This is a genomic window from Alloalcanivorax venustensis ISO4 (assembly GCF_015356855.1).
In the GTDB taxonomy this organism is placed as follows: Bacteria; Pseudomonadota; Gammaproteobacteria; order Pseudomonadales; family Alcanivoracaceae; genus Alloalcanivorax; species Alloalcanivorax venustensis.
On sequence record NZ_ARXR01000013.1, the window covers coordinates 1 to 19,729 of the forward strand.

General features: G+C 65.9%; 18 protein-coding genes and 1 tRNA gene. 2 read left to right on the forward strand and 17 right to left on the reverse strand.

The window, feature by feature from the left end; genetic code table 11:
- Positions 1-68: 68 nt before the first annotated feature.
- Positions 69-1,187, reverse strand: coding sequence for a methyltransferase (locus tag ISO4_RS09240; protein ID WP_194856012.1), 1,119 nt, complete (start codon positions 1,185-1,187; stop codon positions 69-71).
- Between the two features lie 139 nt (positions 1,188-1,326).
- Between ISO4_RS09240 and ISO4_RS09245 the strand changes: the two genes are divergently transcribed.
- Positions 1,327-1,403: transfer RNA gene (locus ISO4_RS09245), tRNA-Pro, on the forward strand.
- Between the two features lie 53 nt (positions 1,404-1,456).
- Here ISO4_RS09245 and ISO4_RS09250 read toward each other — a convergent pair.
- Both ISO4_RS09250 and ISO4_RS09255 read right to left on the reverse strand, forming a co-directional pair.
- Positions 1,457-2,224 (reverse strand): DUF481 domain-containing protein, encoded by a 768-nt coding sequence (locus tag ISO4_RS09250; protein ID WP_142948758.1) that lies wholly within the window; start codon positions 2,222-2,224, stop codon positions 1,457-1,459.
- Between the two features lie 105 nt (positions 2,225-2,329).
- Entirely contained in the window at positions 2,330-2,845 is a 516-nt protein-coding gene (locus ISO4_RS09255; protein ID WP_194856013.1) for a DUF6580 family putative transport protein, read from the reverse strand.
- Positions 2,846-2,998: 153 nt separating this feature from the next.
- On the opposite strand from ISO4_RS09255, the gene metH reads away from it, so the two are divergent.
- Entirely contained in the window at positions 2,999-6,700 is a 3,702-nt protein-coding gene (gene metH / locus ISO4_RS09260; protein WP_194856014.1) for a methionine synthase, read from the forward strand.
- 173 nt (positions 6,701-6,873) lie between these two features.
- On the opposite strand, the gene ISO4_RS09265 is transcribed toward metH, so the two are convergent.
- The 14 genes from ISO4_RS09265 to ISO4_RS09330 form a co-directional block, all read right to left on the reverse strand.
- The gene (locus ISO4_RS09265) at positions 6,874-8,868 is read right to left on the reverse strand and encodes a PEP-utilizing enzyme (RefSeq protein ID WP_194856015.1); all 1,995 of its coding nucleotides are present in this window, start codon (positions 8,866-8,868) and stop codon (positions 6,874-6,876) included.
- 13 nt (positions 8,869-8,881) lie between these two features.
- Positions 8,882-9,670 (reverse strand): lipoprotein intramolecular transacylase Lit, encoded by a 789-nt coding sequence (locus tag ISO4_RS09270; protein ID WP_194856016.1) that lies wholly within the window; start codon positions 9,668-9,670, stop codon positions 8,882-8,884.
- Between the two features lie 3 nt (positions 9,671-9,673).
- A complete protein-coding gene (gspM, locus tag ISO4_RS09275) occupies positions 9,674-10,198 on the reverse strand; it encodes a type II secretion system protein GspM (RefSeq protein WP_142948763.1) in 525 nt (174 codons plus the stop codon).
- Positions 10,195-11,346 (reverse strand): type II secretion system protein GspL, encoded by a 1,152-nt coding sequence (gene gspL / locus ISO4_RS09280; RefSeq protein ID WP_142948764.1) that lies wholly within the window; start codon positions 11,344-11,346, stop codon positions 10,195-10,197. The genes gspM and gspL overlap by 4 nt, the downstream gene beginning before the upstream one ends.
- Before the next feature lie 12 nt (positions 11,347-11,358).
- The gene (gspK, locus tag ISO4_RS09285) at positions 11,359-12,465 is read right to left on the reverse strand and encodes a type II secretion system minor pseudopilin GspK (RefSeq protein ID WP_194856017.1); all 1,107 of its coding nucleotides are present in this window, start codon (positions 12,463-12,465) and stop codon (positions 11,359-11,361) included.
- The gene (gspJ, locus tag ISO4_RS09290) at positions 12,453-13,094 is read right to left on the reverse strand and encodes a type II secretion system minor pseudopilin GspJ (RefSeq protein ID WP_142948765.1); all 642 of its coding nucleotides are present in this window, start codon (positions 13,092-13,094) and stop codon (positions 12,453-12,455) included. Before gspJ ends, gspK begins: the two co-directional genes overlap by 13 nt.
- Positions 13,094-13,567, reverse strand: coding sequence for a type II secretion system minor pseudopilin GspI (gene gspI / locus ISO4_RS09295; RefSeq protein ID WP_142948766.1), 474 nt, complete (start codon positions 13,565-13,567; stop codon positions 13,094-13,096). The genes gspJ and gspI overlap by 1 nt, the downstream gene beginning before the upstream one ends.
- Before the next feature lie 2 nt (positions 13,568-13,569).
- A complete protein-coding gene (locus ISO4_RS09300) occupies positions 13,570-14,304 on the reverse strand; it encodes a type II secretion system protein (protein WP_194856018.1) in 735 nt (244 codons plus the stop codon).
- Positions 14,304-14,735 (reverse strand): type II secretion system major pseudopilin GspG, encoded by a 432-nt coding sequence (gene gspG / locus ISO4_RS09305; protein WP_194856019.1) that lies wholly within the window; start codon positions 14,733-14,735, stop codon positions 14,304-14,306. The genes ISO4_RS09300 and gspG overlap by 1 nt, the downstream gene beginning before the upstream one ends.
- Positions 14,736-14,808: 73 nt before the next feature.
- Complete coding sequence (gene gspF / locus ISO4_RS09310; protein ID WP_194856020.1) at positions 14,809-16,032, reverse strand: type II secretion system inner membrane protein GspF; 1,224 nt, start codon at positions 16,030-16,032, stop codon at positions 14,809-14,811.
- Positions 16,032-17,543 (reverse strand): type II secretion system ATPase GspE, encoded by a 1,512-nt coding sequence (gene gspE, locus ISO4_RS09315; protein WP_142948770.1) that lies wholly within the window; start codon positions 17,541-17,543, stop codon positions 16,032-16,034. Before gspE ends, gspF begins: the two co-directional genes overlap by 1 nt.
- A 3-nt stretch (positions 17,544-17,546) precedes the next feature.
- Positions 17,547-18,662: a response regulator gene (locus ISO4_RS09320; protein ID WP_142948771.1), complete on the reverse strand. Its 1,116-nt coding sequence runs from the start codon at positions 18,660-18,662 to the stop codon at positions 17,547-17,549.
- Positions 18,631-19,245 (reverse strand): chemotaxis protein CheB, encoded by a 615-nt coding sequence (locus ISO4_RS09325; protein ID WP_255442432.1) that lies wholly within the window; start codon positions 19,243-19,245, stop codon positions 18,631-18,633. The genes ISO4_RS09320 and ISO4_RS09325 overlap by 32 nt, the downstream gene beginning before the upstream one ends.
- Positions 19,246-19,716, reverse strand: a complete 471-nt coding sequence (locus ISO4_RS09330; RefSeq protein WP_067612917.1) for a response regulator — start codon at positions 19,714-19,716, stop codon at positions 19,246-19,248.
- Positions 19,717-19,729: the final 13 nt, after the last annotated feature.

Genomic DNA, 19,729 nt, shown 5'->3' on the forward strand with positions numbered 1-19,729 from the left:
TTTCGCGGGCTGGGCCCGCTCCTACAACCCTGCCCGGTACCTCGCCCCTGATGGACAGTGCACTCCCACTAAGGGCTGCCTTTAATGCACCGAAAGATGACGAACTTGGCGTTGCGGGCCACGGTGTCCACGCGTGGGAACAGCTTGCCGAGCGGCCGCTGGTAGCCGAGGTGCTGGTTGGCGACCACCCGGAGTTCGCCGCCGGGGGCGAGCCGACGGGCGGCCTGGCGGAACAGGCCGCGGGCGACCCGGTCGTCCACCGCGTGGCCGCGGTGGAACGGCGGGTTGAGCAGAATCAGATCGAACTGCTTGTCGATGCCTTCCAGGCCGTTGCCCAGGTGGAAGTGGTGGCGCTCCGGTTGCGGGTCGTGGTCGACCACGTTGGTGCGGGCGCTTTCCACCGCCAGGAAGGAGACGTCGCAGAAGGTGACCCGCGCCGCCGGGTTGTCCGCCGCCAGGCTCAGCCCGAGTACGCCGTTGCCGCAGCCCAGGTCGGCCACCTCGCCGCTGACGCCGGTGGGCAGGTGGTCGAGCAGGAAGCGGGCGCCGATATCCAGATGACGGCGGCCGAATACGCCGGGGCCGGCCTGCAGGGTCCAGCCGCGCTCGGGAACGGCCACGCGGGCCGGTTCCGGCGCATCGCGCCGGGCGGCGCCGGGCGCTTCGACGGTGAACAGCCGCGCCTTTTTCCAGCCGAGCCCGGCGCGGCCGTTGCCGAGCCAGTGTTCCAGCAGCGGCACCAGTTGCGCCGGCAGATGCTTGTCCATGCCCGCCAGCCATACCGGGGTGCCCGCCGGCAGGCCGTCCGCCAGCCAGGCGAGCTGCGCTTCCAGCAGGGAGACCGCCTTGGGCAATCTCAACAGCACCTGATCCGGCGCCCGGGGCGGCGCTTGCCAGGGCCACAGCCAGGCGTCGCCGGGGTCCGCGCGGCCGTTATCTTCGGCGTTGGCGACGGCGGCGCGCCAGCACAGCCAGTCGTCGCCGGCGCTCCAGGCCGGGCCGGACGCGGCGGCGGTGAGCCAGAGGGCGCCGCACTGGTCGTTGAGGACCAGCGTGGCCGGCCCGCGCCGGTGCTCGTCGAGTTGTTTGAGCAGATAGCGGTCCGCCGCGTCGAACGGCAGCAAGGGGTCGCCGCGTCGGTGCGGCCAGCGTTTCAGGGCCAGCGGGCCCAGGTTGGCTTCGGCCATAATCAGTGTGGGAGCAAGCTCAGGAAGCGCGCATTGTGCCCGTGGCACCCGGCTTTGGCCAGAATATGCGCAACCGGTACATCCGCCGGGTTAAAACGGTGGCATTCTCAAATTTCGCTGCTAGAATACGCCGCACATTCGGAGTATAGCTCAGCCTGGTAGAGCACTACGTTCGGGACGTAGGGGTCGCAGGTTCGAATCCTGCTACTCCGACCAAATTAAAAAAGCCGACCCTCGGGTCGGCTTTTTTATTGCCTGGCGATCGGCAATCAGAAGGTGTAGACCAGCGACACACTGGTTTCCTGATCGGTGTTGTGGGTGCCGTCAGGCACTTCGGAATCACGGGTCACCAGGTGGCTCAGGCGCATGGCGAAGTGATCGTTGATCTTCGAGGTCAGGGACGTTTCGGAACGCACCGAGGTATTGTCCTCGCCCACTTCCGTGGAAACCGCCTGACGGAAGGAAGCGTTTTCGCTGATCGTCCATTTGTAGTTGCCGGCGAAACGGGCGATCACGCTTTCATCCTTGTTGTCACAGCCGGTATAGGAATCCTCCGGCTCCAGACACTCCACGCGGTAACCGGGACCGGCTTCAAGGTCCAGGGTGTGCGCCGGCGTTTCCAGGAAGCGGCGACCGAGACCGAGCGCGTAGCTGGCCTGATACTGGAACCCCGAGAAGTTGTCTTTGTCGTAGGTCAGCACGTTGAACAGATAGTTGTTGTCGGTCAGTTTGCGGTCGAGCTTGTAGGAGGCGTAGTAGCGTTCCGCGGTGCGCTCTTCCTCGCCGTCATCGTTATCGCTCATGGTGTTGACGGCTTCCGCCTTGGCGGTCTGGCGCCAGTTGACGCCGTCATGGGCGGCGTTGACCTTGCCGACAATCGACTCGGATTCGCTGTTGCCCCGCGAGAGGAGGTAGGACGCCTCCGTTTCGATGTCCCAGGCGCGCTCCTGAGCACTCTCCTGCTCCGCTTCCTGGGCGTGAACCATCGCCGGCATTACCGCCACGCCGCACGCCAGGGCCAACCAATTTTTACGCATTATTCCTCCTCGAAGTGATTGTCGATCCGGTACCCGGGGATATCGCTTTGAACGTACGGGTGGCCACGGCAAGCCAACGCGAACAGAGCTTGCCGCGGGCCTCGATCAACGGGATTCGGTGCTCTGTGTGTGCGGCTGGTAGCGCTCCACCAGCTGGAAAACAGCGAAAAAGAGCACGGTGAAAAACACATTGCCGGCCAGGGTCTTCCACAGGAACGGCAGACCGGCGGCGTAGCTGGCCAGCAGGCCGGAAGCGTCCGCCGGATACAGCACGCCGGCGGCCCAGACACCGAAGTTGGTGACAGCGTAGAACAGCAGTGCCGCCGCCACCGCGCCGCCGGTGTGGGCCAGCAGGCCCCGTCGGCGCAGCAGCACCCCGCCCAGGGCGATCACGGCGAAGGCGCCGTAGACGTACAACGCGGTATCATGGAAGCCGAGAATCAGATCGGACGCCACCAGGGTGGCGAGCGGCACCAGTACCCGGGCCAGGGGTTGGCGCAAATAGGCCCCGGCGAACAACGCCAGCGCCCCCATCGGCGTCATATTGAAATCGTGCGGCACCACGCGCCACAGAAAAGCGAAGCCGGCCAAAGCCAGCACTACGATCACGGTACGACGCATCAAACTCCCCTTACACTGTCCTAAACCGCCGCGGGAGAGCGGCGCTGTTCGATGGGCGGGAGTATAACGCACCTGCCACGTTGGGTAACCCGGCCACAGCCGGTATAATGCGCGCCCCGGTTTTCCACGGGCCACACAATGACGGAGCCTTGCATGTCCTCGAACCGCCGCGAACAACTCACCGCCCTCCTCCGGGAGCGAATCGTCATTCTCGACGGCGGCATGGGCACGATGATCCAGCGCCTGGAGCTCTCCGAAGCGCAGTATCGCGGCAGCCAGTACGCGGACTGGCCTTCCGACCTGAAGGGCAACAACGACCTGCTGAGCATCACCCAGCCGGAGATGATCGAACAACTGCACCGTGATTATCTGAACGCCGGCGCCGATATCATCGAGACCAACTCCTTCAACAGTACCGCCATCGCCATGGCGGACTATGATATGCAAGATCTGGCAAGGGACATCAATGTGGCCGCCGCCCGGGTGGCGCGCCGCGCCGCGGATGCCGTCGCCACCCCGGAGCGGCCGCGTTTCGTCGCCGGCGTGCTCGGCCCCACCAACCGCACGGCCAGCATCAGCCCGGACGTGAATGACCCGGGTTACCGCAACACCGATTTCGACCGGCTGGTGGCGTCCTATCTGGACGCCGTCGACGGCCTGGTGGAAGGCGGCGTCGATCTGATCCTGATCGAAACCATCTTCGATACCCTCAATGCCAAGGCGGCGGTGTTCGCCGTGGATCAGTACTGCTACGAGAAAGGCCTGGATCTGCCGGTGATGATCTCCGGGACCATCACCGACGCCTCCGGACGGACGCTGACCGGCCAGACCACCGAGGCGTTCTACAACTCGCTGCGCCACGCCCGGCCGATTTCCATGGGGCTGAACTGTGCCCTGGGGCCGATGGAACTGCGCACCTATGTGGAAGAACTGTCGCGGATCAGCGAGTTCCACGTCTCCGCCCACCCCAACGCCGGCCTGCCCAACGAGATGGGCGAGTACGACCTGGACGCCGACACCATGGCCCGCGAGATCGGCGAGTGGGCGGACTCGGGCTTTCTGAACATCATCGGCGGCTGCTGTGGCACCACCCCGGAACACATCGCGGCGATCGCCGAGGCGGTGCGCGGCAAGGCGCCCCGCCGGCTGCCCGAAATACCGGTGCACTGCCGCCTCTCCGGCCTGGAGCCCTGCAACATTGCCCCGGGCGACCTGTTCGTGAATGTCGGTGAGCGCACCAACGTGACCGGCTCGAAGCGCTTCCTGCGTCTGATCAAGGAAGAGGATTACGACACCGCCCTGGACGTGGCCCGCGACCAGGTGGAGAACGGCGCCCAGATCATCGACATCAACATGGACGAAGGCATGTTGGAGTCGAAGGAGTGCATGGTGCGCTTCCTCAACCTGGTGGCCGCGGAGCCGGAAATCTCCAAGGTGCCGATCATGATCGACTCCTCCAAGTGGGAGGTGATCGAAGCGGGCCTGAAATGCATCCAGGGCAAGGGCGTGGTCAACTCCATCTCGCTGAAGGAAGGCGAGAAAGCCTTCCTCGACCAGGCCCGGCTGATCCGCCGCTACGGCGCCGCCACCGTGGTGATGGCGTTCGACGAGGACGGCCAGGCGGAAAGCCGCGACGAAAAAGTCCGCATCTGTACGCGCGCCTATAAGTTGCTCACCGAGGAAGTGGGCTTCCCGCCGGAAGACATTATTTTCGACCCCAACATCTTCGCCATCGCCACCGGCATCGAGGAACACAACAACTACGCGGTGGATTTCATCGAGGCGGTGGCGGAAATCAAGCGCACCCTGCCCCACGCGATGATCTCCGGCGGCGTGTCCAACGTCAGCTTCTCGTTCCGGGGCAACAACCCGGTGCGCGAAGCGATCCACGCGGTGTTCCTGTACTACGCCATCAAAAACGGCATGGACATGGGCATCGTCAATCCGTCGCAGCTGGCGATCTACGCGGACATCCCCGACGAACTGCGCGACGCGGTGGAAGACGTGGTGCTCAACCGCCGCGACGACGGCACCGAGCGGCTGCTCGACCTGGCCGAGAAGTACAAAGGCTCCGGCGAAAAAGAAGCCAAGAAGGAAGACCAGGAGTGGCGTTCCTGGCCGGTGGAGCAACGCCTGGAGCACGCCCTGGTGAAAGGCATCGCCGATTACGTGGAAGAGGACACCGAGCTGGCACGCCAGAACGCGGAGCGCCCGCTGCACGTGATCGAAGGCCCGCTGATGGACGGCATGAACGTGGTCGGCGACCTGTTCGGCGAAGGCAAGATGTTCCTGCCCCAGGTGGTGAAGTCCGCCCGCGTGATGAAAAAGGCGGTGGCCTACCTGCTGCCCTACATGGAAAAAGAGAAGGAAGAGCTCGGCACCCAGGATGAGGCCAACGGCAAGATTCTGATGGCCACGGTGAAAGGCGATGTGCACGACATCGGCAAGAACATCGTCGGCGTGGTGCTGCAGTGCAACGGCTACGACGTGGTCGACCTGGGCGTGATGGTGCCCTGCGACAAGATTCTGGAAACCGCCCGCCAGGAGAAGGTGGACATCGTCGGCCTGTCCGGCCTGATCACCCCGTCGCTGGACGAGATGGTGCACGTGGCCAGTGAGATGGAGCGCCTGGGCATGGAGCAGCCGCTGATGATCGGCGGCGCCACCACCAGCCGGATTCATACCGCGGTGAAGATCGACCCCAATTACCACAACCCGGTGATCCACGTGGCGGACGCCTCCCGGGCCGTGGGCGTCGCCTCACGCCTGCTGTCGAAAACCCAGAAAGCGGACTATGTGGCGGAGATCAAACAGACCTACGAGGACCTGCGCGTACGCCGCAAGCAGCAGCAGGTGGACCGCTCGCTGATCAGCATCGAGCAGGCCCGCGAGCACCGTTTCCAGCCGGACTGGGACAACTACACGCCGCCGGAGCCGAAGGTTAAAGGCCTCAAGGTGTTCGAGGAGTACCCCCTCGACGAGCTGGTGGAGCGCATCGACTGGACGCCCTTCTTCCGTTCCTGGGAGCTGGCCGGCAAGTTCCCGCGCATCCTGGAAGACGAAGTGGTCGGCGTGGAAGCCACCAAGCTCTACAACGACGCCCGCGAGATGCTGGATAAAATCGTCAACGAAAAGTGGCTCACCGCCCGCGGCGTGATCGGCTTCTGGCCCGCCCATTCCGACATGGACGACATCCATCTGTACCGACAGCCCGGCGACGATCAGCCGTTCATGACGCTGCACCATCTGCGCCAGCAGCTGGACCGCAGCAAGAACCAGAAACCGGACTACTGCCTGAGCGATTTCATCGCCCCGAAGGAAAGCGGCAAGACCGACTGGCTGGGCGGCTTCGCGGTCACCGCCGGCATCGGCATCGACGAGCACGTGCAGCGCTTCGAAGCCGACCACGACGACTACTCCTCGATCATGATCAAGGCGTTGGCGGACCGTCTCGCCGAAGCCTTCGCGGAACGCCTGCACGAACGGGTGCGCAAGGAATTCTGGGGCTACGACAGCGACGAAACGCTCAGCAACCAGGACATTATTTCCGAAAAGTATCGCGGCATCCGCCCGGCGCCGGGCTACCCCGCCTGCCCGGACCACACCGAGAAAAGCCTGCTGTGGGAACTGCTGGAGCCGGAGAAAAACGCCGGCATGACGCTCACCGAACACTACGCCATGTTCCCGGCGGCGGCGGTGTCCGGCTGGTACTTCTCCCACCCGGAATCCAAATACTTCGGCACCGGCAAGCTCGGCAAGGACCAGATGGACGACTACGCGGCGCGTAAAGGCATGTCACGCAAGGACATCGAGAAGATGGTGCCGCACCTCCTCGGATACATTGAAGACAGTTAATAGTTAAGAGTTAACAGTGAACAGTTCGCGGGTGGGATCGCGGGCTGATTCCTGGGCCGTGCCCGCGCTTCTGGGGTGGCGGGAAGTCTTGCCGCTTACAAAAGCAGCGCGGGCACGGCCTTTACGTTCCCTCGGCCCCACCCGCGCCACTATTAACTTTTCACTGTTAACTGTTAACTGCTCTCGCTGTTAACTATTAACTCGCCACGCTCATCGAGCGTGGCGCACGTTCCGTCAACGACGCTGTGCATAACGTCGCTGACGTCCCAGACCGCGGGGATGGCGCAGGCGACCGCGAGGCTGGCGGCGACGTTGGCGGGGTCGCGGCCGGTGATCACCAGGCCGGCGGCCTGGACCAGCCAGGGGGCCCAGCTGGGGTCGACCTGGTCCACCACGACGATGTCGCCGGGTTGCAGCCGGTTCAGGGCCCAGGCGCTGCACAGGCGGCGCACCGGGCCGCTGGCGGTGCCGGGCACCAGGGTGGCGCCGCGCAGTACCGGGCTGAGCCGGCCACCGCCGCCGAAGCCGAAGCCGATGCGGTCCATCTTCCAGTCCGGGGCGCCGGCGTGGGCGTCTTCCAGGTAGCGCACCTTGCGTTGCCCGATCACGTCGCCGGAGGCGGACGCCGGCACCCTGCCCTGCATCCACAGTTCCCAGAGCTCGTCGAAGTAGAGAAAGAAGACGTCGTCCGGGTGGGCGAGCAACTTGTCGCGCACCAGCAGCGCGGCCACGTCCACCAACAGGGTGCGCAGCCGGTTACCGACGGCGAAGCGCAGCCCGCGGGCGCGCCGCGCCAGCCGCAACAGGCTTTGATCCAGGTGCGGCGGAATCTCTTCGTGCAGTGTCGGCGGCCGCGCCGGCGTGCGCAGGCTCTGGAACTGCGCCGGCTGGTCGCACAGCGGGGCGTGCACCGGGTCCGCCCCGGTGCGCAGGCGGCTGGCCTCGAGCGCGCTCCGGTCGCCGGCCAGCACCGCCCGCAGGGCGGCCATTTCCACCTCGCTGAGCAGCAGCGCCAGAGGAACCGGGTCGCGCTCGGCGAGCAGGCGGTCGGGCAGCGACAGATAGGCCAGCGCACCCTCCTGGGCGGCGAGACGCTCGCCGATACGGTCCAGTTCCATCAGGCTGCGCCAAAGGCGTTCGCGGTCCCGGTGCTGCGCCCGCCAGCCCTTGAGCCGCCGGCCGATCACCGCCAGTTCGCCGCTCTGCCGCCAATGCTGCAGCCGCCCGGCCGGTTTGCCGGCGCCGGGGTAGCCGGCCACGCTTTCCAGCGGTTGCCAGGCGGGCGGCACCTTGGCCGCCGCGCCGGGATGGTGCTCGCGCAGGCGGCGGAAAAATTCGCTGTTGGTGTAGAGGTGGCTTTGCTGGCGGCGGTAGGGTTCGATCCGCGCGAGATCGTCCCAGCCGTGCTTCTCAACCAGGCGTCGCCAGAAATGGGTCTTCAGCCAGCGCCCGGCCAGGGTGTACCAGAGCGGGGTCAGCGCCTGGTTGAACAGGGCCGGGGTGGCGCGGCGGGTCCAGACTTCCTTGGGCACCGGCAGCGAGCCCACCGGCAGGGTCTGCAGCAACCACAGCCGCTCGCCGTCGTGGATCCATTCGCCGGCCTGGGGCCGTTCGAAGCCCCGTTTGAGTTGCTCGCCAAGCGCCAGCAACTGGGACGCGGGCACCGCCTGATCCAGGGCCACCGCGTCGCTGTCGGCGCGATACACCAGGCGCCCGTCCTCATCGAAAATCAGGCGCTGCCGTTCGGCGCCGCCTTCGGCCACGCCTTCCACCACCATGTGCGGCAGATCCTGACGCAGCGGGTGGCGGGTGAACAGCACCCCGGCGGCACGCTGGCGGGGCAGCGCCTGCACCACCACCTGCTCGGGGGCCGGGTCGCGGTCGAACACCGTGGTCAGGGCCGCCGCCAGGGCTTCGTCGGAATCCAGGTTGAGCAGGCTCTCGCGCTGGGACTCCGCGTTCATGGCCCCCTGGTGCAGCACCCAGTAACGCTCGCCGTTGAACATGCGCGGCAAGGCGCGCAGCCGGCGCACCAGGCCGTCGGTGTCCTGCTCCAGCACGGCCTGGCGGGAAATACGCCAGCTCGGCGGCACCGGCAAGCCGGAAGCCAGCCAGCGTTGCACGTTCTCGTCGCCGCGCTCGTCGGCGGCCAATACATCTATGCTCATGAATATCTAATTATCAGAGTGGGCCGCGGCGCAGGCGCCCGATCAGCCAGAGACCGCCACGGTAGAACAACGGCGTGAGAACCAGGGTGCCCCCCACGAGCACCACGGCAATGCCGCCAAACAGCACCGGCGCCTTCATCAGCGTGCTCATCAATGAGTCCTGCCAGTAGAAGAACCACTCATGGTCGGCGGGAAACAGCCAGATATGGAACTGGTAGAACACCGCTTCAGGCCCGGAAACGAGCAGCCAAACTACCATAGCCAGCAACGGGGTCACAGCGACCAGCGCCCGCCGCCGCCAATCCGGCGCAGGCCGGCGGGCCACCCCGGCGGCCAGCGGCAGCCAGACCAGGAAGGCCACCGCCAGGGCCCAGCGACCGCTGTCGATAAGATGGGCGACGTCGCGCAGGTGTTGCACTTCGGCGGGCCGCAGCAGGGTCACCGGCGTGCCCTGGCGGTCCGGATAGCGGATCGACGCCAGCCCCTCGCCACCGTCGTGTACCGCCACCCGGATGCGGTGAAACAGCTCCATGTGCTGGTCGGCGTCCAGCGCCTCGAAATCCGCCCGCTGGAACCGGTTCAGGGGGCCGTACTGCTCGATGTGCCGGTCGATATCCAGCGTTTTATACCAGAAGGCGTAGCCGTAATCGGCCTGGGCGTAGAGGGCCCAGGTGACCCCCAGGGCCAGCACCACCGTGGTCAGCGCGTAGCAGAACCAGGCGGTGAGCGCGGCCGCGCCGGTGGCGCCTGGGGCGCCGGCGGGCCGTCGCGGGGCTTTTTTGCGGGTGGCTTTTTTCGCCACGGATCAGCGCGCCAGGGTGGCACGCAGGGAGGCGGTGCCCGGTTTGTCGCCGGCGCTCATTTCCATGGTCGCCAGGGTCAGGCCCTTTTCCTCCATGGCCTGCAGCCAGAGCAGCATCTCGCTGGCGGGCTGATTTTCCATCTGGATGCGCACCGAACGGTTACCGTCCGGCGTGAAGCCACGCAGGGTCAGCCCGTAGGACTGCACCGAACGGCTGATATTGCTGGTCCAGTTGGGGCCCAGGTCGGCACCGGTATTGCCGCCGCCACCACGGGCCGCGCGCACCGCGTCCGCGTTGCTTTCAATCCACGCCAGGGTTTCCTGGTTGGCCAGATAGCGCTGGCGGGCCGCGTCGCGGGCGTCCCAGGCCGGCTGCCAGATCAGCCAGTACACCAGCGCCGCCGCCACCAGCAGCGCCAGGACCTGCAGAATGCGCTGTTCGCGGGGTTCCCGTTGCTCGTACCAGGCCCGGGCCGGCGCCAGTTTGGCATCCAGTTTTTCCCGTGCCTGTTGCAGATTCTTATTCATCCCGCCTGCTCCACTTTCACCCGGGCGGTGACGCCGGTGGCGCCGTTCCGGTAGTTGGCAATCGTGGCGCGTACGCCTTTCTCGTTGAGGGCGCCCTGCAGCTTCTCAACCTGGTTGTATTCCTTGGCGCCCAGATCCAGCAGCAGGCTGCCGTCGCGCTGGTCGAACTGCAGCCGCTTGGGTTCCACTTCGCTTTGCGACAGCGTCGAGGCCACCGCCGGCAGGACGCGGAACAGGGTCCCGCCGCCGCCGTCCTCGTCACCGCCCAAACGGGCCAGGCGCGCCTGGAACTGGCGGCGCAGGCCGGAGGTGGCGCGGTCGCCGGGGAACAGTGACTGGTACAGCTCGGCGGCCTGGGCGAAGGTCTCGTCGGCCGCTTTCTGGTAGCGCCACTGCTGGGCCCAGACCGCCGCCAGGGCAATAAAGAACACCGCCGCGGCCAGCCCCATGACCGGTTTCCAGGGCTGCCAGGGGGACGGGCCGCTGGCCTGGTTCTGCCGTTGTGAAAAGGCCCCCTGCAGCATCTCCACGCCGTGATCGGCGGCCAGCGCGGCCTGCAGTTGATCGCACAGCGTGGCCGGGTCTTCCAGGCGGGTGAAATGCAGTTCGTCGTCGCCGTGCAGCGCCAGCACCGCTTCGCGCTGGGCTTCGTCGGCCACCAGCGCCTGGTCGCGCTCCAGAATCAGCGTGCCCCACCCTTCCACGGTGATCAGCACCGGGGTCTGGGCGGCCAGCAGGTCGGCGTCGGCTTTCAGGCTCTGCGGGCGCACCCGGTGCTCGCGGCACAGGTCGATCAGCGCTTCCAGATTGGGCCGGTTGATCACCGCCACCGGGTAGCGGCCGTGCTCGGCCTTGCCGGACGCGAACCAGAGCTGCTCCGGCGCTTCCAGCAACTGCTCCTCAAGCAGATAGGGCAGCACCCGCTGCAAATGGCGGGCCTGCTTGCGCGACAGGGTGACGCCGGTGAGCAGCGCTTCGGCGCTGGTCACCACCAGGTTCACCGCCCGCCCGGAGAGCGCTTCCAGCGCCTCGCCCAGGCTGCCCTGGCGCGGGCTGTCCGCGCGGCTTTCCTGGAACAACACCCTGGCGTCGGCCAGTGCGTCCTGAAATGCCCCCGGGGCCAGATAGATCAATGCTGAATCGGCCACAATAAGAATCCTTTACGTCCCTGGAATACTGTCTATCACATTGTTGTTGTCATCGCCCGCATTGTAAAAGGGATTGCAGGCGGGTTCGAGCGGCGACAGCAGCGGCTTCACCTGGCGGCTGTACACCCGGGTGCCGTCCGCGCCGCCGCCGGCGGAGCGCCGCACCCGGCTGACCAGACGGCTGAGGTTACCGGCCACTTCCACGTCCACCATCACCTGGAAGTACTCGCTGGCGACCCCGAGACGGTCGCTCAGGGCCTGCTTTTGATCCGCGTCCAGGCTGCTGAACGGCTCCTGCTGCATCAGGGTGCCGATGTCCTCGATGGGCTCTTCCTGGCGCAGCGACACCACCGCTTCGGCGGCGTCGGAGCCGGCCAGCGGCCCGAGCACCGCGTCCAGCACCGGCAACGGCGCGGTGTTCACGTTCAGCGCCGTGTCGCTGGGCAAGGCGGTGAACAGCCCCCAGGCGGTGGGGTCCGGAAACAGGTCCTCCACCTCGAAGCTGCGCAGCGCCCGCATTTCGCTTTCATGGGCCACCGGCATGTTGGGCGTGCGGCTGAGGCGGTATTCCGCGTCTTCCGCGCCTTCCACGGCGTCGACGATATTGTTGCTGTCGATCCAGTCGGTCATCTCGTTGGCGAGGATGCTCGCCTTGCCCGGGTCCGGCAGGGTCTGCTGCAACAGCCGTTGCAACATATCCCGGGCCTCGTCGTCGCGGGTGAAGCCGGCGCCGTTGGCCTCCACCAGCCAGTTCAGGTTAAAGCGCCCCTGCAGGTCCTGAACGCTGGCGCTGAGGATGGCGTCCTCGTAGGGCGTGGGCGTCAGCTGCACGGCCCACTGCTCTTCAATGCATTCGTCCAGTTGCTGGTTGGTGCGGCGGTCTTCGTCCAGGTCGTCGATCAGCCCCTGCACCGCCACCACTTCGGCGGCCATGGCGTACTGGTAGCGCTTGTCCCATTCGAGCAGGTTCTCGGTGCGCACCCGGAAGCGGTCCTGACGGAACATCACCTCGGTGGTCACCGCCGCCAGGATCGCGAACAGCATCAATACGATGATCAGCGCCATGCCCTGCTGGCGGCGCCGCCCGCCCCTGCGCGGGTGTACGATCAGGACGCCCATGGGTTCACCACCGTGCGGAAGTAGCGGTGCAGGGTTTGCCCGTCTTCCATTTCGATGTCGATTTCCACGCTTTTCGGCAGCCGCTGCTGCCACACCGGCGTGTTGGCGAGGGCCGGCTCGGGCCAGAATTCCAGCCAGCCCACTTCGCCGGTCTGCGCCTGGTCGAGATAACGGACCTTAAAGTCGGCGACGCCGTCGAGCAGCACGTCTTCCTGGAATTCGGTGGCCACGTTGGTGTCCAGCACCGGCCAGTAGCGGCGGTAGAGCTTTTCGTCCTCGAAGGCGTAGACCACGCGCTGCATTTCGCTGCGGCGGCGCAGCGCGAAGGGATTGGCCCAGCCCAGGCGGGTGAATTCCACGTAGTTGTCGTTGCCGATCAGGGCCGGTTGCGGATCACCGTAGGGGTCGCGCACCGGCCGGGCGATCATCTGTTCGAAATCCAGGGTCAGGTAGGTGACCGCGCGCTGGGCGTCCTCCAGCTCGGTGGCGCCCTCACTGAGGGTGTCGCGGTTGTTCATGGCGCTGCTGAGAAATTCCACCGCCACCACATACATCAGCGCGAAGATGGCGATGGTGATCAACATTTCCAGCAGGGTGAACCCCGGCTGCCGTGCCCTGGAATCGCGCATCAGCCCCCCGTCATATCCTGGCCGCCGCCGCCCTGCTGACCACCGCCGCCCTGCTCGCCACCGGTGAGGGACTGCCCCTCCTGGGCCGGTTTGCCGATCAGGCTGGCCAGCTCGTAGACCAGATCGCCTTCGTCATCGTCGCGCATTTCGCCCACTTCGATGTCGACCCGGCGGGTGTCCGGATAGGGCCCGGAACTGATGGTGGTGCGCACCCACCACTCGCGGTCGCCGCGGGTCACCTGGTCGTCGTTGGTGCCGGTGTTGGGCCATTGCTGGTAGACCTGCATTTCCACCAGCTTGTCGGCGGCGACCAGATAGGCCTGGCGGGTGTCGTCGATATTGCGGTAGGCCACGGCGCTGGCGCCCAGCGTCTGGCCCAGGGTGACCATGGCCAGCGCCAGCACCGCTACCGCGAGCACCACCTCCACCAATGTGAAGCCCGCCTGGCTGTGTTGCCGGCCGCGCGAGGTCATGGTCAATCCTCCAGAAAGTCGTCGTCGATCAGGCTGTCGTCCGGCTTTTCATCCGGCGCGGTCAGGGCCTCTTCTTCCTCGTCCCGGTCCGGGTCGCGTACCTTGCCCAGGGCGGTCATCTGTCGGCGGGCTTCCAGGTCCAGGTCCTGCCGGGAGCGCACCGTGAAGGTGATCGGCGTGGTCTCGCCGCTGGGGAAAAAGAACACCTGGGGCAGCGGCTCTTGGTCCTCTTCCTCCTCGTCCCGTCCGTCTTCCGGTTCGTCACGGTCGTCGCCGAGCAGGCCCTGGTCATCGCCGCCGAACGGGTCGTCGCTGACCAGCTGCTCGGCGGCGTCCTGCAGGGACACCCGCTCCTCGTCCTCGTTGTCGGGCAGGTCGTCATACTGCCAGGTGAGCTCCAGGCTCTCGGGCAGGCGGTTGGCCTGCAGGCCGTTGCCCTGGGCGGGCACGAAGGCGCGCTCGCCCACGTCATAGGTCAGCGGCGTCCATCCCTGCTCCGTGACCCTCAGCGCCATCAGCCGCCCGGAAAACAGACTCTGCTCGTTGAGCATGGTGAGGGTATCCGCCAGGCTGGCGCTCTCGCTGTCCAGCTGGCGCTGGTCGTCGACCCACACCGGCACCACCAGCACCGCCAGGGACAGCATGGCCACCAGCCCCACCACCACCAGGATTTCCAGCAGGGTGAAGCCGCTTTGGCGGTGTGCGCGTGGCTTGGCGTCAGGCCCTGCCCGCCACATCAGTTGTCGCTATCGCGCCAGCTGATGTCCGCGTCGGTGCCCTCGCCGCCTTCCGCGCCGTCGGCGCCCAGCGAGTAGAGGTCGAACGGGCCGTCCACGCCGGGGCTGATGTAGACGTACTCGTTGCCCCAGGGGTCTTCCGGCACGCTCGGCAGGTAGCCGCCTTCGGGCCATTTGCGGGCCGATGCGGAGCGCTCCACCAGGGCGTTGAGGCCCTCTTCGGTGGACGGGTAAGTGCCGTTGTTGAACTTGTACATATCAAGCTGCTGGACCACCCGCGACATATTGGTCTTGGCGATGTCCACCTTGGCCTGTTCCCCCTGCCCGATCACATTGGGCACGATCATTGCGGCGAGCAGACCGATAATGGCCACCACCACCATGATTTCCAGCAGCGTGAAACCGCTCTGGGTGCGTTGCATCTTTTTCATGAGACACCTTTTCGTGTTGTCTGGAAGTCACTTCCTTGTTTTTGGGGATTGCGCTTTTTCTTTTTGCCGGCGGTCAGCCGGCCATGAAATTGTTCATCTGCATGATAGGCAGCATTACCGCCAGAACAATGAGAATCACGAACCCGGCCATGGTCAACAGCATCAGCGGGCCCAGCAACCCCACCATGGTTTGGACCGTGCTGGTGAGTTCCCGTTCCTGGTAATCCGCCGCCCGGGTGAGCATGTTGTCGAGCTCGCCGCTGGTTTCGCCGCTGGCGATCATCTGCACCAGCATGGGCGGGAAATAGCCGCTGGTTTCCAGGGCCCGGCTCAGGCTGCCGCCCTCGCGGACCCGGGCGGCGGCGATCACCACCGCCTCGCGGATCGCCAGGTTGCCGACCACCTGGGCGGCGATGAACAGGGCGTCCACCAGCGGCACGCCGGAGCGCCCCAGGATACCCAGGGTGCTGGCCAGCCGGGCGCTGTCGGAGGCCCGCATCATGGTGCCGATCAGCGGCAGCGCCGCCAACCGGCGGTGAACGCGCATTTTGAACGCCGGCTCGCGCATGGCGCGGGAAAACGCCACCACGGCGCCCACCACCACCAGCGCCAGCAGCCAGCCCCAGGCGCGCACGAAATCGCTGAGCGCGATCACCGCCACGGTGATAAAGGGCATGGCCTGTTCCCGGTTGTCGAACACGGCCACCATCTTGGGCACCACAAACGCCATCAGGAAGCCGATGATAAGAACCGAAAATGTCATAATGAAGGCGGGATAGATCATCGCCTGACTGACGGATCGGCCGGTGTCGTCACGGGTTTCCAGGTAGTCGGCGAGCTGCTCCAGCACCTGCTCCAGGTGGCCGCTCTGCTCCCCGGCCGCCACGGTGGCGCGGTACATTTCGGGGAAGGCACGCGGGTATTCCGCCAGGGCCCGCGCCAGGCTGAAGCCTTCCAGCACCTTGCCACGCACCGCCATGACGATTTTTTCCACGCGCGGGTTGCCGGCCTGCTTGGCCACCGCGCCCAGGGCCTGCTCCACCGGCAGGCCGGATTTCAGCAGGGTCGCCATCTGCCGGGTGATCAGCGCTTGTTCGCCGCCCTTGAGCTTGCCGGTGCCGGAGAGGCGCGCCGACAGACCGCCCCCGGAATGGTGGTCCTTGGCCTCGGACACCTCCAGCGGCACCCAGCCCTTGCCACGCAGCTGTTGGCGCACATGGCGGGCGCTGTCCGCCTCCAGCGTGCCCCGTTTTACTTTGCCCCGGTGATCCAGGGAGCGGAATTCAAAAGCGGGCATCAGTCTTCCTTGGTGACGCGCAGTACTTCTTCGATGCTGGTGTCGCCGGCCAGCACCTTGCGCCAGCCGTCCTCGCGGATGCTGGGGGTCAGCTTGCGGGCGTGCCGCGTGATCTCCAGCTCGCCGGCGCGTTCGTGGATCAGTTCGCGCATGGCGTCGTCGATGATCACCAGCTCGTAGATGCCGGTACGGCCCCGGTAGCCCTGGTTGTTACAGGTCTCGCAGCCCTCCGGGTGGTACAGGGTCACGTCCTGGTCCGGGGCCAGGCCGAGCATGCGGCGTTCGCTTTCACTGGGCTGGTAGGGGCGTTTGCAGTCCGGACACAGCACCCGCACCAGGCGCTGGGCCAGGGCCCCGAGCAGCGAGCTTGAAAGCAGGAACGACTCGATGCCCATGTCCTGCAGACGGGTCACCGCGCCCACCGCGGTGTTGGTGTGCAGGGTGGACAGTACCAGGTGACCGGTGAGGGACGCCTGCACCGCGATCTCGGCGGTTTCCAGGTCGCGAATCTCGCCCACCATCACCACGTCCGGGTCCTGGCGAAGAATGGCGCGCAGACCGCGGGCGAAGGTCATGTCCACCTTGGTGTTCACCTGGGTCTGGCCGATGCCCTCCAGCTGGTATTCGATCGGGTCTTCCACGGTGAGGATGTTGCGGGTGCTGTCGTTGAGCTCGGTCAGCGAGGCATACAACGTGGTGGTCTTACCGGAACCGGTGGGGCCGGTGACCAGGATGATGCCGTGCGGCTTGTGGATCAGCTCGCGCATGTGCTGGTCGCAGACGTCGCCCATGCCCAGGTGGGAGACCTGCAGGCGGCCGGCCTGCTTGTCGAGCAGACGCAGCACCACCCGCTCGCCGTTGCTGGAAGGCATGGTGGAGACCCGCACGTCCACGTCCCGGCCGCCCAGGCGCAGGGAGATGCGGCCGTCCTGGGGGATCCGCTTCTCGGCGATGTCCAGGCGCGCCATGACCTTGATGCGCGACACCAGCAGCGGCGCCAGCTCGCGTTTGGGGGTGAGCACCTCGCGCAGCACCCCGTCCACCCGCATGCGTACCACCAGGCGGCGTTCGAAGGTTTCGATGTGAATGTCGGAGGCGTCCTCGCGGATCGCTTCCTGGAACAGGGCGTTGATCAGCCGGATGATGGGGGCGTCGTCTTCCTGCTCCAGCAGGTCCGAGGTCTCCGGCAGCGAGTCCGCCAGGCTGGCCAGGTCCAGGCCTTCCAGGTTGTCGGCGGCCTCGGCGGCGGCGCCGCGCTGCTGCTCGTAGGTGATCGCCATGGCGGCGCTGAAGGCGCCGTCGTCCAGCCGCACGATGGCGGGCAGCCCACCCAGCCAGCGCTGCACCTCGGCCACCGCCGACAGCGACACGTCGTCGCGACAACAGAGTTCACGCCGGCCGTCTTTTTCCCGCAGCAGCACACCGAACCGGCGGGCGTAGCCGTAGGGCAACAGCAGCGGGCCGTCGCCCACTTCCGGCAGCTCGGACTGCTCCATGACTGCTTCACTCATACATCAATACCTTTCCATAAGTATTTCCACGATCTCGCCGTTGCTGTCGGAGAGATCCAGGAACTGAAAACCGGCGTGGTATTCCCCCGGCTCGTCCAGTGCCTCGCTCCACACCACCCTGGCGTTGAAGCTCATCGTGTTGACGCCACCGATCTGGTCCGGAAGCACCATCCCCAATTGAAGCTGCTCGCTGGGCGCCACGTCCCGCCGCAACGACAGCTTGAAGCCGCCGACGCTTAAGTTGGTCAGCCGGCCCACGTTACCACCGGTGCTGCGGTCGAACACCACCAGTTCATGAAACATGCGCTTGCGCGGGTGGCGGCGGCGCTCGCGGCGGTCGTCGCCGGCCTCCGCTTCCCGCGGCCGCAGCATGAACACCACCCCGGTGAACTCGCCGCCCTCGCGCAGCACCGGGTTGGCGTGCACCCGCAGCGGCACCGGCTCATCGTCGCCGGACGGGTACACATCCAGGTCGTCTTCCCAGTGCCGCCCCTCGGCGCAGCGGGCCAGAACCGGCGAATCCCGCCATTCCCCCTGGCCGAACAGCAGCGGCGTCACCGGTGTGCCCAGCAGGGTGTCGCGCTCCACGTTCAGCAGCGCGCAGGCGGATTCATTGCAAAAGGTCACCTGGCCGTCGGCGTCGGCGCCCACCACCGACTCGCCGAGGGCGTGCAGAAGGCGCTCGTTCTCGTCCTTGAGGCGCTTCATCTGCACCACCGCCTGCTGCAGCTTACGCCGCTGGCGGTCCAGCTCCATAAACACATTGACCTTGGCATCGAGAATCTGTTCATCGACGGGCTTGAACAAATAGTCCACGGCGCCGTGCCGGTAGCCCTCGAACACGTACTTCTGTTCCTTGGAGATGGCGGTGACGAAGATAATCGGGATGTGCCGGGTCTTGCGGTTCTGGCGCATCAGCTGCGCCACCTCGAAGCCGTCCATCTCCGGCATCTGTACGTCGAGCAGGACCAGCGCGAAATCGTGCTTGAGCGCCAACGCCAGGGCCTCGTTGCCGGAGCCGGCCATGACCAGGTTGCGGTCCTCGGCCTCCAGCAACGCCTCCATGGCGATCAGGTTCTCCCGGTGATCATCGACGACCAGGATGTTCTGTTTTTTCATCTTGCAACCCAATCAAGAATTCCGCCAGATACGGGCCGATGCGTTCCAGATCCAGCACTTCCCGCACCGATCCCTTTGTTATCGCGGCTTCCGGCATGGCCGGCGCCTCGCTGCTCTGCGGCGACTGAGCCAGGGTCAGCCCGCCGCGGCGGCGTATATAGTCCAGACCCTCGGAGCCGTCTTCGTTGGCGCCGGTGAGGATCACCCCGATCACCTTTTTGCCATACACGTGGCCCGCCGAAAAGAACAACTCGTCAATCGACGGCCGGGAGAAATGCACCGCCCGGTACATGGACAACGCAATGGTTTCATCCGCGTCCACCAGCATATGGTAGCCGGGCGGCGCCACATAGACGTGCCCGGGCCGGATGCGCTCTTTGTCTTCCGGTGCCACCACCGGCAGCCGGCTGTAGCGGGCCAGCAGCCAGGCCAGCCTGTTCTCGGTGCTGGCGTTCTGGTGCTGGACCAACATGATGGCCGCGGGAAAGCCTTCAGGCAAGCTGGCGAGCACCGAGGAATAGGCGTTCAAGCCACCCCAGGATGCCCCCATAACGACCGCTTTAACGGGCGTCGCGCCGGGCACTTACTCCCCCTGGCCGCGATTGCGCTTCTCCGCCTCATAGGCGGCCCGGTGCGCCTGGGCCTCCTTGAGTTTCACCTGCAGCTCGCGGCGCTGCCGGTCCAGCTCCAGGAAAAAATTCACCTTGCTCTTGAGGATCAGCGGGTCCAGCGGTTTGAACAGGTAGTCCACGGCGCCCGCCTGATAGCCCTTGAACACGTATTTTTTCTCTTTGCTGATCGCCGTGACGAAGATAATGGGGATGGTCTGGGTGTCTTTGCGCTGACGCATCAATTCCGCCACCTCGAAGCCGTCCATGCCGGGCATCTGGACGTCCAGAAGTACCAGGGAGACGTCTTCCTTGAGCAGAATTTTGAGCGCTTCCTGGCCGGACTCGGCCTTCAACAGCGTACGCCCCTCATCCTCCAGAATCGCTTCCAGGGAGACCAGGTTGGCGGGTTGATCATCAACCAACAGCAGTTTCTGCTCGATCATCATTATTCTCGAT

What these genes read in the sequence shown, in the direction of transcription:
- ISO4_RS09240 (WP_194856012.1), bottom strand. Translation starts at nt 1,187, where the DNA reads ATGGCCGAAGCCAACCTGGGCCCGCTGGCCCTGAAACGCTGGCCGCAC.
- ISO4_RS09250 (WP_142948758.1), bottom strand. Translation starts at nt 2,224, where the DNA reads ATGCGTAAAAATTGGTTGGCCCTGGCGTGCGGCGTGGCGGTAATGCCG.
- ISO4_RS09255 (WP_194856013.1), bottom strand. Translation starts at nt 2,845, where the DNA reads ATGCGTCGTACCGTGATCGTAGTGCTGGCTTTGGCCGGCTTCGCTTTT.
- metH (WP_194856014.1), top strand. Translation starts at nt 2,999, where the DNA reads ATGTCCTCGAACCGCCGCGAACAACTCACCGCCCTCCTCCGGGAGCGA.
- ISO4_RS09265 (WP_194856015.1), bottom strand. Translation starts at nt 8,868, where the DNA reads ATGAGCATAGATGTATTGGCCGCCGACGAGCGCGGCGACGAGAACGTG.
- gspM (WP_142948763.1), bottom strand. Translation starts at nt 10,198, where the DNA reads ATGAATAAGAATCTGCAACAGGCACGGGAAAAACTGGATGCCAAACTG.
- gspK (WP_194856017.1), bottom strand. Translation starts at nt 12,465, where the DNA reads ATGGGCGTCCTGATCGTACACCCGCGCAGGGGCGGGCGGCGCCGCCAG.
- gspJ (WP_142948765.1), bottom strand. Translation starts at nt 13,094, where the DNA reads ATGCGCGATTCCAGGGCACGGCAGCCGGGGTTCACCCTGCTGGAAATG.
- gspI (WP_142948766.1), bottom strand. Translation starts at nt 13,567, where the DNA reads ATGACCTCGCGCGGCCGGCAACACAGCCAGGCGGGCTTCACATTGGTG.
- ISO4_RS09300 (WP_194856018.1), bottom strand. Translation starts at nt 14,304, where the DNA reads ATGTGGCGGGCAGGGCCTGACGCCAAGCCACGCGCACACCGCCAAAGC.
- gspG (WP_194856019.1), bottom strand. Translation starts at nt 14,735, where the DNA reads ATGAAAAAGATGCAACGCACCCAGAGCGGTTTCACGCTGCTGGAAATC.
- gspF (WP_194856020.1), bottom strand. Translation starts at nt 16,032, where the DNA reads ATGCCCGCTTTTGAATTCCGCTCCCTGGATCACCGGGGCAAAGTAAAA.
- gspE (WP_142948770.1), bottom strand. Translation starts at nt 17,543, where the DNA reads ATGAGTGAAGCAGTCATGGAGCAGTCCGAGCTGCCGGAAGTGGGCGAC.
- ISO4_RS09320 (WP_142948771.1), bottom strand. Translation starts at nt 18,662, where the DNA reads ATGAAAAAACAGAACATCCTGGTCGTCGATGATCACCGGGAGAACCTG.
- ISO4_RS09330 (WP_067612917.1), bottom strand. Translation starts at nt 19,716, where the DNA reads ATGATCGAGCAGAAACTGCTGTTGGTTGATGATCAACCCGCCAACCTG.